The sequence below is a fragment of the Kitasatospora sp. NPDC086009 genome, from assembly GCF_044540385.1.
Lineage (GTDB): Bacteria > Actinomycetota > Actinomycetes > Streptomycetales > Streptomycetaceae > Kitasatospora.
The window spans coordinates 57483-70820 of the sequence record NZ_JBITSA010000023.1 but is presented as its reverse complement, the minus strand read 5'-3'; the positions used below and the strand labels follow the sequence as shown (position 1 = coordinate 70820).

The following is a 13338-nucleotide window of genomic DNA, read 5'->3' as shown; positions in this document are numbered from 1 at the left end:
CGCATCCGGGCGCTGGCCACGGGTGCGGGGGCGGAGCACACCGCGCCCAGCCAGGCCCGGGCCGGCGGGCCGCGTCGGTGGCCGGGTTGCCGCCCGTACCCGGACGTCCGGCAGGGCAGGTCCCGCCACCGGCCGGGGTGGGGAAGAGCGAAGGGGCGGTCAGTCGTCCGGGGTGATGTTGATTGCGTCGCAGTAGAAGCACGTCCAGTGGTAGGGCAGCCGGTAGCTGTGGACGCTGAAGAAGCCCAGCGGCTCGCCGTAGACGGTGACCGTCTCGTCGCAATTCCAGCATTCGAATTCGAAGTCCATCGTCTCCCCTCCAGAGCGGCCTCCAGGATGGCGGGCGCGGGGGCAGTAGGAGAGGTGATCGCAGGTTCTGGCTGGAAGGCGTGCCTACGCTGAAGGCCGGCCCCTCGCGATTCGAGCGTGAGGGGCCGGCCTTCTTTCCGGGCGGTGCTGCTGGCCGGTCAGGGCCCGGCGATGATCCAGGTGACGAACACCGAGGCCATGGCCTCGTGGTAGCGGTAGACGACGCTGACGCGGTCTCCGGAGTCTGCGGCCGGGTCGGTGCGGGCGGTGTAGTCGTCGACGTCCGGGTCGGTGCCGCCGGGTACCGGGATGCCGAGCCGCGGGTGGACCGCCAGTCGTTCGACCAGCTTCTCGACCGCGTCCAGCTCGCCGGGGCGCAGCGCGGCCAGGGCGTGCTCGGCGGCGTCGGAGAGGAAGACGTGCAGCGGGGCCGGCTGCTCGGGCTGGTCGGTCACCGGTTGCCGCCGGCGGCGCGGGCCCGGGCGAAGGCGTCGGCCGCGGCGTGCCATTTCTGGCCGCCGATGGGGGCGGCCAGGGAGGCCATGGCGTCGGGGTCGGTGCGCAGGACCAGGCGGTGCTTGTACTCGGTGATGACGTCGGCGACGGCGCCGAGGTCGCCGATCGGGGATTCGTCGAGGGCGGCCTGGAGGGCCTGCTCGAATCCGTCGCGGTCGCCGGGCAGGCCGTAGCGGGAGAGGGCGGTGCGCAGTTCGCGCAGGGTGGCCGGTCGGGGTGCGGCCGGGTTCTGGTGGTCGGGCTGGACGGTCACCTGGATCTCCTCGGTGGTCGTGGCGGCCCGCCGCGGGGGGCGGTCCGCAGGTTCGACGGTAGCGCTGTCGGGGTGCTGGGCGGGGCGGTCCGGCTCAGGCGGCGACGGGCCGACGGCTGGGCCGGCCACGGCCCGGACGGCGGATCCGGCGGCGCAGGGTAGGCGGCAGCAGGATGGTCCAGCGCATCCGGGCGCTGGCCACGGGTGCGGGGGCGGAGCACACCGCGCCCAGCCAGGCCCGGGCCGGCGGGCCGCGTCGGTGGCCGGGTTGCCGCCCATACCCGGCCGTCCGGCAGGGCAGGTCCCGCCACCATCCGGGCGGGGAGAGCGAGGGGCCAGACCGCACGGGACGGATGCACTCATGGTTTATTTCGGGGGCTACCACAGTCACTGAACCATGAGTGCATCGTCGTGGGCGCCGTACGCTGAAGGCTGGCCCCTCGCGATTCGAGCGTGAGGGGCCGGCCTTCTTCCCGGGCGGCGCTGCTGGCCGGTCAGGGCCCGGCGATTTCCGTGTACGTTTCCCGTGTTGCAGCAGACGGTCTTACTGAGGGGCCGAGGGGAGCAACCACGGTTAGCGGCGGCAACTGCGCGGACAGGTCGCCCAATCAATTCTTGCGTCGCCGACGCTGCCCATACGGTCCGCGCCGATCGTGGGGCCGCCACTCGTCGTCATCGTCCCGCCCCTGCGGCACATCGGGAGGCAGCGGCACGGTTCCGCCCCCACGCAGCTTCGCCGCCATAACCACGGCGGGGTCGGGAACCGGGTCTTCGTAGCGCTCGCGGTCCAGCTCAGGAAGTGCCCGTCCTCTCCCGGCACTCCGCGCCGGAACTGCGGGAGGCGCTTCCCTCCGCACCTGGCCGGAACGCGGGGCGGCCGGACGCAGCTCGATACCGTTGCGGCGCAGCTCTTCGGCGAACATCACCTTCTGCTCGGCGTCCATGCGGGCGGCGTGTTGCTGCATGAGCTTGTAGGAGTAGGTGCCCGGGGGGACTGGCTGGACAAGTTTGCGGCTCGGGTTCTTCGCGGGCTTCCGAGCGTGCTGGATGCGCGCCGCATGTTCGGCCTTCTGCCGTTTGTTCGCGGCCCTGGCCTTCTCCTTCTCGGCGACCTTCCTGGCCGCTTTCTCCTGTCGGGCTTGCTCTTCCGCGAGGGCCTTCGCGACCGCTTTGGCGGCCTTGGCGGCTTCTTCCCGCTTCTTCGCGGCCTTCACCTGGAGTGCCGCGACGGTGACGGCGCTGGCCTGCGCGGTCTGCTTCTTGCGCCGCTGCTCGTCCTTGGCGCGCCGCTGGCGCTCGTCTTCCTTGCGCTTCTGCGCCTCAAACCACTGCCTGGCGGCCGACTCCTTCGCCGTTATAGGCGTTATCTCGCTGGTCATGGCCCCCTCACTGGCCTTTCAACCGTACTAAAGTGACTGTATGTCAGCGCAACCATGCCCGTCTGGCGATCCAGGGCACTCTTCGCCAATAGGCCCCGAGGACGGAGATTCGAGCCCGCGCAGAGCTGCAGTGCAACACGCGCAGACTGGACGCGGAAGGCGATGATCCAGGTGACGAACACCGAGCCGCCGCTGTTGCTGGGCAGATCCATCAGGCGTTCACCGCCTCGCGGACCGTGCCCGTGGCGGTGCGGATCTGCTCGGCGCGCTGGCGCAGGGCCTGGACCGCTTCCAGGCGGCGCAGGAGCAGGTGGCGGGCGGTGTTGGCGCGCGCCTGCTCGGCGGCACGGTCGGCGGCGGCCAGGGCCGAACCGCGGGTGGGGTGGCGGTGGGCGCGGCGCATCGCGGCCGCGTGGGCCAGCTCGGCCTCGGCGTCGGCCTCCGGGAAGTGGGCCAGCAGCACGAGGGCGCTGGCCCGGTACTCGGCGGCGGCGTTCTGGACAGCGAGCAGGTCGGAGGCCCGGATGCCGGACAGGTCGGCACCGGTGGGCCGGGCCTGGAGCATCTCGGCGCGCAGCTCACCCTGGATGTGGGAGGCGACGGCGTTGACGTCGCGGTGGTCGCCGAGGTCGGCAGTGCCGGCGAGCGCCAGGTCCACGCACTCACGGATCGTGGCCCGGGTGGCCCGCACGCTCCAGCACGACGTACACAGGCCGGCCGCGTCCCCGGTGCCGCAGTCCTCGCACGGCAGCGCCTGGCGGGCGGCCTGCGCCGCAGCGGCCTGCGCCTCGCGTACGGCACGGCGGGCCTCGGCCTCGGCCCGTCGCTGCTCAGCGCGCTGACGGTCCGCCACCTGCTGCTCGGCGCGCAGCATCGCGTGCCGGTGCAACCGCTCGTCGACCGCCGTACGGCGCTGCTCGGGAGTGGCACTGTCCGGCAGCACCACGACCGCCTCGCGGACCAGGGCCCGGCGGGTCGAGCGGTGGTCCGCGAGGCGCTGCTCGCACGTCGTGCAGTCGGTACCGGTGTCCAGGCGGATTCCGTCGTCGCAGGCCAGGTGGGCGCACTCGCGGCGCTGTGGCAGGCCCTTGGCCAGCAGCCAGCCGACCGGATCGGTGACCAGCGCGCTGCCGCCCTGCTCGCGCAGCCGGAACGTGAGCCGGTCGGCCAGCGCGGCGCCGGCGCCCTCGTTCCCGGTCCAGGCACCGATGCGGCCCAGCTCCGCCCGGACAGCGGCCGTGATCCGGCGCCGCGACCAGGCCCGGTCCAGGCGCTGCCACAGGCCCTCAACCGGCGCCAGCACCAGGGCGAGGTCCTGCGGCAACTGGGGAACCATCCGGTGGCGAAGGCCTCGCCCGGACAGCTGCGGCTGCCCCTGGACATGGTGATCGAGGGCGCTGGAGTTGGGCTTGTCCCCGCGCAGCGGGCCACCCGCGTCGTCCTCGACGGCAGGCCGGGTGTCGGCCTGCCCGGCCGGGTCGGTTCCAGCGTGGTCCTCGCGCGCACCCGCGCGCTCCGGCCGACGGTGCTCAGCCACGGCGGCGGCTACGCCGGAAGAGCCACCATTCACATCAGCATCGCCCACTACCTCAACCACCGAAGAGTGGGAGGTGTGAAGGGGGGTCGTAGCGCCGAGGTCTGAAATCTCGCCCCCGGCGGTCTCGTCCACCTCGCTGACCTGCGAATTCTCCTCCGTCACAGGAGCCTCATCCAGGGGGGTCGTAGCGCCGAGGTCGTCGACAACACCGCCACGGGTGTTCCGGGCCGCCTCCCGGCGCACCGGACCGGCCTGTTCCGCCGATTTCACCGGTACCGACCGGTGCGCGGCCGCCACCGCGGGCAGCACGATCCGCGACCGCGACAGCAGCCCGCCCGCCCCGCGCCGCGGCCGCTCCACCAGCCCGGCCTCCGCCAGCCGCGCCAGCACCTCCACCGCCCCGGCCGGAGTACAGCCCAGCATCCGCGCCAGCGTCACCGCCGGCCGACCCGCGTCCGTGTGCACCGTCCCGCCGCACAGCCGCACCCGCCCGGACTTCCCGGCCTCCAGCACCAGCAGCAGCGCCGCCAGCCGGTCCGTCGCCGCACCCCGGCCCGTCCGCCCGGCCAACAGACCCCTGTCCCGCACCCCTGCGCCGGCCGTCGCCCAGCCCGGCGCGAACAGCACCTCGACCAGGCGCAGCAGCACCGCCAGCTCCTTCCGCGTCAGGTTCAGCGGATTCCCCGCCACCCCCCGGGCGGCCTCCAGTGCGCCCACCCGGCACTCCAGGGCCTGGTCGACCCGGTAGTCGTCCGCGAACGTCTCTATCGACACCGCTCCCGTGTCGCGAACCAGACGCGCCACCGCCTTCATCCGACCCGCGGACAGTCCCAGCCACCGGCCCAGCTCGCCCTTGCGGATCACCACCGCACGCGTCTCGTAAGGCGTGCGCGACATCAGCACCACCGCCGCCAGCCGTACCGGATCAGGAGCACCCACCAGACCCGGCGCGGCCAGCAGCGCCCGCACCGCGGCACGCAGCCGCAACCGCATCCCGGGCGACAGCACCAACGGCGCCAACGGCGGACGAGACCCCGATTCGGGCTCCGACCCCCTGGCCGCTGACTTGACCGGCGCGGCGGACTGCCGGCCGCGACCCGCCGGACCGGCCTCCTCGGCCGCGGCCTCCCAGAGCCAGCCGGCCTCGGCCGGGTCGCACTCGGGCCACTCCTGGCCGTATTCGTCGTCGTACGGATCCTCGACCGGCGCATCCCACAACGAGGCGCCGTCCACCGGCCCGGCCGGGCCGGTGGACGGCGCCTCCGCCGCTTTCGGGAAGGGACGCGGCCCGACTGCCCGCTGGCCGGGAACCAGTAGCGCGGCCGGATCTACACCCGGCAGGCCGTCCACGGCACCCTCAACGCAGTCACCCGAATGGGTGATGTGTGTCACACGTGGGGCGAAGTGCGCGGCGTCCTGGACAACCCGTCCGCTAACCCGTCCCCCAACGAATCCCAAGGCAGGAGCGGGGGCCGAGGCAACTTCCCGCCCTGCGGGATCTCCGGCCGAGTTCAAACCGGGGACACCATGATCGACAGGCCCACCACGGCAAGACTGGAAAGGGCTGCTGACCTGCTGCAAGATGGACACGCTCCCTGCTGCTACATGGCTACGGAGAAACGGCGCCCCTCGGGCGTCGCGGGAAAACACCCCTCACGGGGTTGACAAACCGCCGACCCGGAAGTTCGGGAAGGTAACTGCAAGGGCCCCCTCGCGGGGTTCGGCAAAACGGCTCCCTTCGGGGGGTCGAGTAAGGCGGCCCCTTCGTCGGGGGTCGGGTTGGACGGCTCCTTCGCGGGAGCCGGTACGGCACGGCGCCCCTCGCGGGAGCCGGTATTGCAAGGCGGACCCCCTTGGGGGTCCTGGTTCGGGAGAACCGCACTGCGCCCTTCCCGGGCCCCGGCCGCCAAGCCGGGACCCGATCCGGGCCCTCGTCCGACTGCACATCGGACGGATCACGTAAGACCGCAGGCCAGTGGGTGACACCACTGGTAGCGGCCCTGGGGTTGCTGGCCTCGCCAAAGGCCGGCGCCCCCGCGACGACTAAGTCACACCGACCCCCTTCGGGGGAGAGGTGTGTCCAGACACGACGACGGCACCCCGCCGGAGCGACCTCGAACCGGTCGCGTCCACGGCGGGGTGCCGCGTGTATGAGGGGGTGCCACTGCGGGTACCCTGCATCACGTCACCACCCTCTGCGTGGTTGACCGGGACGGGCCCCTGGCAGGGGGCGCCGATCCACTTGACCGCCGTCCGGGCCCTCGGGTCCGGACGGCGAAGTGCATTCTGGATCACTGTCGGGGCAAGCCTACCCGTCCGGGTGATGCGGAAAGTAGCCGACAGCTCACCGTGTCGATCTGACGCTCCAGTGACCAGACGGTCCGACAAGTCAGCACTCACGTTGACTCCCGGAGAATCCGGAATGCACCTTCGACCGATAGATCACCGTCGTCCTTCGCATCCGTCCAGCGTCGAAGCGTCGCGGTAATAGCGCGCAGCACTTCGTCCGGCAGGCCCGCCTCGCGCAGAGTATCGGCCGCCTCCTCCATCTCTGGCGCCCACCGCCATGCCCGGGACGCCGTCTTGGCGATGTAGTCGGTCTCGACCAGGTAGCTGCCGGCCCTCCTGCCGGCCACGTGCAGCAGCGCCTGGTCGACGCCATGATGCTCAGCCAGGCCGTAGGACAGTGCGGCGAGCACCCGGGACGCTTTTTGGTACGTGGTGTAGGAGACCTTCAGCGCCGAAGCCTGCCCGATCTCCTCGCCCAGCACCGCAGTCGACACAGCGGTACCGGCGAACATCGAGGTCAGCAGCGCGCCGGCATCGGGCGGCCCGGAAAGGAACAGCCGCGCGTGCTTGCCGCCGACGGGCGGGGAGCCGATCACGGAGCCGTCGAGCACCGCCCGAGCGCTGCGACCCATGAGGTCGGCGATCCGCTGTACCCGGTTCGGGCTGATCGCGTTGCCCTCGACGTACACCCCGGTGAACCCCATCCCGGCAACCTCGCGGGCGACGTCCTCGGCGGCGGCTGGTGGGCACAGGCTCAGCACGACCTCGGCCCGCTGCAGCAGCTCGTTCAGTTCGGCCACCGGCTCCAACCCGGCTTCGGCGGCACGCCGCGCGGTCGCCGCGCTGCGCCCGGCCGGCCACCACAGAACCTGGGTTCCGGTCGCCGCCGCGCAGGATGCGACAGCCGCGCCCATGCTGCCCGGATGCAGTACGCCGAGGGCGGGCTGGGCCTCCGTCACCGCACACCTCCTACGTGCCTGAGCGCCTCGACCGCGGTCGAGACGACGAAGTCAGGCTCCACGCCGCCCGGCCAGCTCCGGCCGTGCGAGATCCAGACGGTGCGCAGCCCGGCGGCTCGGCCGCCGGCGATGTCGAGGTCGGCGTTGTCGCCGATCATCCACCCGCCCTGGGCAAGGTCTCGACCGACGGTGGCGGCCGCAGCCTCGAAGATCCCGGGCGACGGTTTCCGGACGCCGACCTCCCCGGAGATGCACACGGAGTCGACTACGTTGGCGATGCCGGAGGTCGTGAGCTTGGAGTGCTGAATCTGGGCGCCGCCGTTGGTGACGACGACGACCTGGTGGCCAGCCCCTCGTATGGCGTTCAGGGCCTCGATCACGCCGGGGAACGGTGCCACCAAGGCGGCGAGGTCCGGCTCGTACCGCGACCAGAGCCCGCTCGGTGAGTCCGGGAGACCGAGCTCGGCGCACAGGGCCTCGATCATGTCCAGGTCCGCCCGGACCCGCATGGCCTCGAGCATCCGCTGCTCGACTGCGGGACCCAGGCCGTGCTCCGTGCAGTACCCGGTCACCCAGGTCGTCACCGCGGCGAGCCGGTCGATCAGCGTGTCGTCGAAGTCGACCAGCACCAGGTCGCCGTCGCCGCGCGGTGTGGTGAGCACCTGGCGGATCTGCGCGGCGGCGGCCTCGGGCCCGACCTCGTCGGTGCGGATGGTCAGGTCGAAGCGGAAGCCGGGGTTGTCGCCGAGGTCGGCCCGGGTCGCGTCCCACGCGGCCAGCCGCGCCGGAGTGTCCGCGTCGCCCCGGCCGTTTGATCGCACCTCGGTAATCTCCCGCGGACACCACAGCAGGACGGTCAGCCACTTGGCCGGGTAGCCGTCGAGCACCGCCTGCACCCCATCAACCTGGCCCAAGTGCATCACCGGCACCCCGTCCGCGAACGCCTCGTCCAGGCCGGGACGATCCGTCACGTACACACTGTCGTAGCGGGAGTTCTCGTACACGACCGCGCCCGACGCCCGCAGCTCCTCGAGCAGCTCGGGAGTGCCCATCCGGTACCCGGACGTCCGGCCCGGCCCACACTTCACCCGCGAGAACAGGGAAAATGCCGGGTCGATGTTGCTCAAGGCTCTGGTGACTGTGTCCTTCCCGGACGCTGGCGGCCCGTACAGGATCACGCCACGAGCGGGTGCGGCGCTCATGCGTACACTTCCCGGATCGCGTGCCGGGCCTGGTCAGCGAGGGAGATCGCGGCGCCGAGCCGGTTGTCGACGACCAGGTGTGGCACGGCCGGCCGCAGGTCGACATCGATCGTCTGCAGGTACTCGTCCCACCGCCCCAGCTTCCAGGCATCCCGGGCCGCGGAGCGGAAACCGATGTACTCGCGCATCGACTCCGGGTCGCACTGGACCCAGATCGGTGCGACGTCGACGCCGAGCGAGGCACACCGGTTCGTGAGCCGCTGCATCCAGTCCGTGTCAGTCATCTCGGTGATGAACGGAGCGGTCAGGACCGTGTTGATCCTGCAGTTGATGTTGGCCCAGGCGGCCTGCATCAGGCAGTCGTACTCGAGATCGCGTACCTGCTCGCGGTACAGGTCGGTGTGCCGGTCGTGCGGGTCGCCTCCCAGTGAGACCAGCAGCCGTTCCACCAGCGGCCTGGTCAGTGGGTCCTTGTCCAGCAGCGGCCAGCCCGTCAGCTGGGTGAGGAACTTCGCGAACTCCGTCTTCCCGGAGCCGGCGTATCCACCCACCAGGACTACGACCGGGCGGTGCGGGTCACCGCCGGTGTGCCGGCGCTTCCAGGCGTCCAGGATCCGCTGCTGCACACCCATGTGGTCGGCCTCGTCACTGCCGGCCGTAATCCGGTGGATCGCTCGCTCGACGGCGAGGACATGCTCGCCGTTGTGCTCGCCGCTCGCTGGCGTGAGCCGGAACGTAGTTTCCTCGCCAGGGAGCGCGGCGCGGAAGCCCAACTGCGGGTCAGTCGCCCGGTAGAGCAGGCAGTAGGCCCGCCGGTAGTGAGGACCGGGGTAGACCTCACCCTGCTCGTGCTGCCACAGGGTCTGCGGATTCGCCGCCGGGACGCCCTTGAGCCTCGCCTCCTCGGCGACCTCGCGCAACCGCTCCCCCGCCTTCTCCAACGTCAGCCCGTGAGCCTCCCGCTGCGCACGCAGCAGGTCAGGCCGCCACCCCGCCCGTCCCTTGGCCATGCCCCCACCCTCCAGAGTCACCATGCTCGGCAGCCTATGGCTGACCAGCGAAAGCCCGTGTGTACGCAGATGTGAATACGTGTGTAGCGACGTGTTGATGGAGCTGATGACGCGGCTGTGATTCCTCGTCAGATCTCCAGCCGCTGTGATGTACCTCGCAAACGGCTGAGGGATTCGAAGGATTCGGGGGTGAGTATCAGTGGTGGTCCTCGGCATCGCCGTCATGTGCGGGGTTGGCGCTGGGGTGTCGACTGATCGAGTAGCCGATTTCGAAAAGTTCGCTGCTCATACGCGTGTCATTGACTTCGACGACCTGCCCGGCCGGCGAGGTGGTCACCCGCAGCACGCGCAGCAATGGAACCCCAACATCGGTTGGCAGACCCAGTGCTTCCGCTTCCTCGGGCGACGGCATCCGCGCGGAGACAGTCTCGCTCCACTCGAGCGGACCGTGGCCCATCTCTTCCAGCCTGTCGTAGATGCCGCCCGGCCCCGTGTCGGCCTCAGCCAGTTGGGTGCCCCGGGCTACGTCGCCTGGCAGGAAGCTGGTTGCCAACTGCATGGGGGTTGCAGTCTCGGGTTCTCCCATCACTCGGTCCCGCACAAGGACCTCGGCTCCCGGCTCCAAGTCCATGAGTCCAGCCAGGTCGATCGGGACGACGCCCCAGCTGATCGTTGGGGCCCGAAGCGCCTTCCACGGCTGGGCGGTGGGGTCGAAGTAGTAGCCGATCTCGTCTCGGAAGACTTCGCGGGAGCGGGTAACACGCATCTTCTCGGGGCGCTCACGGACGATCGTGCCACGGCGTCTGATCGCGACTACCAGGCCCTCCTGCTCCAGCAGGGCGATGGCGCTCCGGACGGTTTGGTAGCCGGCGCCGTACTGCTCCTGGAGCTCAGTCAGCATCGGGAGCTTGTCGCCGGGCCGGTACTGCCCCTCGGCGATCTTCTGGCGCAGGTCAGCGGCGATCTCACGATACGAGGCAGCCACGGCGGTCACCCCTTTCTAAGGCTGGAACGGACCGAGTCTAGCGATAGCTCTATCAGACGCCGAGCATCCGACACAACGCCACCTGCGACATATAGCTATCGGTATTGACATCACTCTGCCGGTCCGCTCTACTTGGCGATAGCGATAGCTATAACGCTCCGTGAGGAGCTATGACGCTGCTGTCACCACTGAGAACTTCATAGCTCGACCTGCGCCAGCTGAAGGTGAAGACCAGACCCGGGGGCTTGTGCAGGACCTGCAGCAGCTGTGCTGCCCAGGTCTCGCGGACGACGTATCGCTCGCGAGGTGTGGAGACCACAGCAGCCTTGCCCCTCTGACTCCTCGGGAGACCGCGATGCGCAGCAACTCTCGGCCGGCCCTCCGGCTCAGCACTCTCCGTCCCAACCAGATTGAGATGACTCCTGGCCTGCCGGCTTCGCTGGTCTGCCCGGACTGCTCGGTCTGGCGCCGGATCAACCGGGGCCGGATCCAGCCGCACTTCCTGGACGACGAGACGACGTACTGCCAGGCCAGCGCGCGGCGGGTCGAGAAGGATGTCACCCCGGAGAAATGGGCGCTGGCGATCGCGGAGGGCGTAGCCGACACCGCCGCCCGCCGGCCGACGACGGTCCTGCGCAAAATTCCGACCCCGAAGCCCAAGGCGCTCCACCAGCTATCCCCGGCCGAGCCCACCGCGGACACGGCCGGCGCCCGGTACGGATTGCACCGCAACGGCTGCTCGACCTGCACCGACACCAAGCACTGCATCGACGGCGGGCGCCTGGCCGCCGCGTACCTCCAGCTGCTGCGCCAGGAGCCCGAGCGCCGCGCGGCCCAGGCCCGCACCGAGCAGGAGCAGCGCCGCGCCGAGCGCCGCGAGGCTGAGCAGCTGCCGCGGCGCCGTATGAAGGAGTGGTCCGAGCGCCTTCCGGCGGTGCAGCACACCGACATGGTGCGCCGGATGGCGATGCTCGCCGGTCCGGGGGACACCCGCCGCCGGGTCATGGGGCCCGACCTCCTGACCGAGACGGACCGCAGGGAGCGGGCCCAGGCGCTCGCGAAGAAGCACGCCGCTGCCTGACCCGCGACCAGCACGAACCGCCACGGCCGCCGCCGACCCGACTCCGGGTGGGCGGCGGCCGTGGCTGCTCGTACAGCAGCCAGAACACGAGTTGACGGCCCCCGGGATCGCACCCCGGGGGCCGTCGCCGGTCGCGCACCGGCCCACCCGAAGAGACGAGAGGAACACGACCGTGACGACCATTCTGGCACTCCCCGTCGACACCACCCCGGTCACCACCAGCACCCTCGACGACCTCTACACCCGCTACTCCTGCCGCCTCCTCGCCACCGCGACCGAGCGCCTCGCCGAGATCGGCCCGGCCGCGCTCGAGCTCGACGAGGACGCCGTCCAGGACGTGTGGCTCCACGCCGCCGAGCACGGCCTCCCCGACGGCCTGCGCGGCCTGGACGCCCTTCTCGCGATCCTCAACCACGTCGTCGCCCGGATCCGCCGCCAGCGCCGCGACCTCCCCGCCGGCCTCACCCACCCCACCCGCCGCGTCGCCACCCCCGTCGACCTCGACGTCCTCACCGACACCATCGACGTAACGCCGGCCCCGGCCCGCCCCCTCCGCCCCGCCACCAGCAGCTGCGCGTTCGACGGCCTGCTGCGCCCGCTCCCCCTGGCGGGCTGATCCATGGCCGACACCCTGCTCGAGCTGCTCATCGCCAAGGCCGCCAACAAGGCCGCCGCCCAGGCCGCCAAAGCCGCCGCCGCCGCGCTCAAGAAGGCCACCCAGGGAGGCAGCAAGTGATCCGCACCGACTCCACCGCCGCGTGCCGCTCCTACGGCGGCAGCGACGGCAAGGGCAGCACGCCCGCCCCCCAGAACCCGCCGATCACCTCGAAGAAGCGCGGTGGCCGGTGAGCAGCCCCGAGGACCAGGCCTGGACGCAGCGGCAGATGGACGAGTTGCTGCGGCGGGCGCGTGAGATGCACCAGCGGGCCCAGGTGGAGAAGGCGGGGGCCGGCAAGTGAGCGAGCTCTGGAACATCGGGGCCCGCTCGGGGCTGGCTGACGACCTGGAGTTCGCCGCCGCCAACGCCGAGGTCGGAGCGGCCGCCAGCCGGGCGGCCGCCGCCGACGCGGCCGCTCCGCCTGCGGTGCGGTCGGCGGCGCGGGCCGCCGCCGCGCTGCTGGCCGACGAGGCGGCCGGGCTGCGCGCCGATGCCGCCGCGATCCGGGACGGCGCCGACTTCGCCCCGCTCGGCTACGTGGTGGCCGAAGCCCCGGTCACCCGGCAGTAGCCCCTCCCTCTCAAACATCTGCTTGCGCCGCCGGCCGGTCCGGCGGCGCCCCACCAGGAAGGACCCGATCGTGATGACGACCGAGAAAGCCGATCACGCCGAGTACCAGACGTGCCTGGACGGGCTCGGCCCGCGCGTCCTCGCCGCCTGGGCCGACATCGTCCTCGACCGGCCCGTCCAGGACGGTGCGCTCCTGGAGCAGCGGCACGTCCTGGACGAGGCTGCCCACCCCGACACGGTCGCCGCGCTGCTCGTGCTGGCGCGCACCGCCCGGAACCCCGAGATCGCCTGAGTTCACCACCACCCCTGAGAGAAGAGGAGAGGCCGTCATGGACTGGCGCCACCGCGCGGTGTGCCGCGAAGAGGACCCCGAGCTGTTCTTCCCGATCGGCAACACCGGCCCCGCCCTGCTGCAGACCGAGGAGGCCAAGGCCGTGTGCCGCCTTCTCTGGGGGAGAAGTGTGGCGTGAGTCGAAGTTGGGCCAGTTTGTGCAGCTCAGCGCCAGTGCCTAGGACGGTATCGCGTGCAACAGGTGTGGCGGCATCCCTCGTCAGAGTGACAGTCTGCCGGTGATCAAGAACGTCATGAG

The 13338-nt window shown here is 71.3% G+C and carries 13 protein-coding genes and 1 pseudogene; 5 read left to right on the top strand and 9 right to left on the bottom strand.

The window, feature by feature from the left end; translation table 11 throughout:
* Positions 1-159: 159 nt before the first annotated feature.
* The 9 genes from ACIF6L_RS34400 to ACIF6L_RS34360 all read right to left on the bottom strand — a co-directional run bounded on the left by ACIF6L_RS34400 (position 160) and on the right by ACIF6L_RS34360 (position 10439).
* On the bottom strand, positions 160-309 hold the full coding sequence (locus ACIF6L_RS34400; RefSeq protein ID WP_396491462.1) for a hypothetical protein: 150 nt from the start codon (positions 307-309) through the stop codon (positions 160-162).
* A gap of 158 nt (positions 310-467) precedes the next feature.
* A complete protein-coding gene (locus ACIF6L_RS34395; RefSeq protein WP_396491463.1) occupies positions 468-764 on the bottom strand; it encodes a hypothetical protein in 297 nt (98 codons plus the stop codon).
* The gene (locus tag ACIF6L_RS34390) at positions 761-1078 is read right to left on the bottom strand and encodes a DUF6247 family protein (RefSeq protein ID WP_396491464.1); all 318 of its coding nucleotides are present in this window, start codon (positions 1076-1078) and stop codon (positions 761-763) included. The genes ACIF6L_RS34395 and ACIF6L_RS34390 overlap by 4 nt, the downstream gene beginning before the upstream one ends.
* A 608-nt stretch (positions 1079-1686) precedes the next feature.
* Positions 1687-2457, bottom strand: a complete 771-nt coding sequence (locus ACIF6L_RS34385) for a hypothetical protein (RefSeq protein ID WP_396491465.1) — start codon at positions 2455-2457, stop codon at positions 1687-1689.
* Between the two features lie 211 nt (positions 2458-2668).
* Entirely contained in the window at positions 2669-5212 is a 2544-nt protein-coding gene (locus tag ACIF6L_RS34380) for a hypothetical protein (RefSeq protein WP_396491466.1), read from the bottom strand.
* Positions 5213-6390: 1178 nt separating this feature from the next.
* Positions 6391-7242: a DUF1932 domain-containing protein gene (locus ACIF6L_RS34375; protein ID WP_396491467.1), complete on the bottom strand. Its 852-nt coding sequence runs from the start codon at positions 7240-7242 to the stop codon at positions 6391-6393.
* Positions 7239-8369 (bottom strand): HAD family hydrolase, encoded by a 1131-nt coding sequence (locus ACIF6L_RS34370; RefSeq protein WP_396491468.1) that lies wholly within the window; start codon positions 8367-8369, stop codon positions 7239-7241. Before ACIF6L_RS34370 ends, ACIF6L_RS34375 begins: the two co-directional genes overlap by 4 nt.
* Positions 8370-8440: 71 nt before the next feature.
* The gene (locus ACIF6L_RS34365) at positions 8441-9454 is read right to left on the bottom strand and encodes an AAA family ATPase (protein ID WP_396491540.1); all 1014 of its coding nucleotides are present in this window, start codon (positions 9452-9454) and stop codon (positions 8441-8443) included.
* Positions 9455-9650: 196 nt separating this feature from the next.
* Positions 9651-10439, bottom strand: coding sequence for a GntR family transcriptional regulator (locus tag ACIF6L_RS34360; protein ID WP_396491469.1), 789 nt, complete (start codon positions 10437-10439; stop codon positions 9651-9653).
* Positions 10440-10854: 415 nt separating this feature from the next.
* Here ACIF6L_RS34360 and ACIF6L_RS34355 point away from each other — a divergent pair, with 415 nt between their 5' ends.
* The 5 genes and pseudogenes from ACIF6L_RS34355 to ACIF6L_RS34335 form a co-directional block, all read left to right on the top strand.
* Complete coding sequence (locus tag ACIF6L_RS34355) at positions 10855-11520, top strand: hypothetical protein (protein ID WP_396491470.1); 666 nt, start codon at positions 10855-10857, stop codon at positions 11518-11520.
* A gap of 172 nt (positions 11521-11692) precedes the next feature.
* Positions 11693-12136 carry a hypothetical protein gene (locus ACIF6L_RS34350; protein ID WP_396491471.1) on the top strand — a complete coding sequence of 148 codons (444 nt, stop codon included), beginning with the start codon at positions 11693-11695 and terminating at the stop codon, positions 12134-12136.
* Positions 12137-12475: 339 nt separating this feature from the next.
* A complete protein-coding gene (locus ACIF6L_RS34345) occupies positions 12476-12748 on the top strand; it encodes a hypothetical protein (RefSeq protein WP_396491472.1) in 273 nt (90 codons plus the stop codon).
* A 73-nt stretch (positions 12749-12821) separates the two neighbouring features.
* Positions 12822-13040, top strand: a complete 219-nt coding sequence (locus ACIF6L_RS34340) for a hypothetical protein (RefSeq protein WP_396491473.1) — start codon at positions 12822-12824, stop codon at positions 13038-13040.
* Between the two features lie 37 nt (positions 13041-13077).
* Positions 13078-13191 (top strand): annotated as a pseudogene (locus ACIF6L_RS34335) (WhiB family transcriptional regulator); the annotation flags it as partial.
* Positions 13192-13338: the final 147 nt, after the last annotated feature.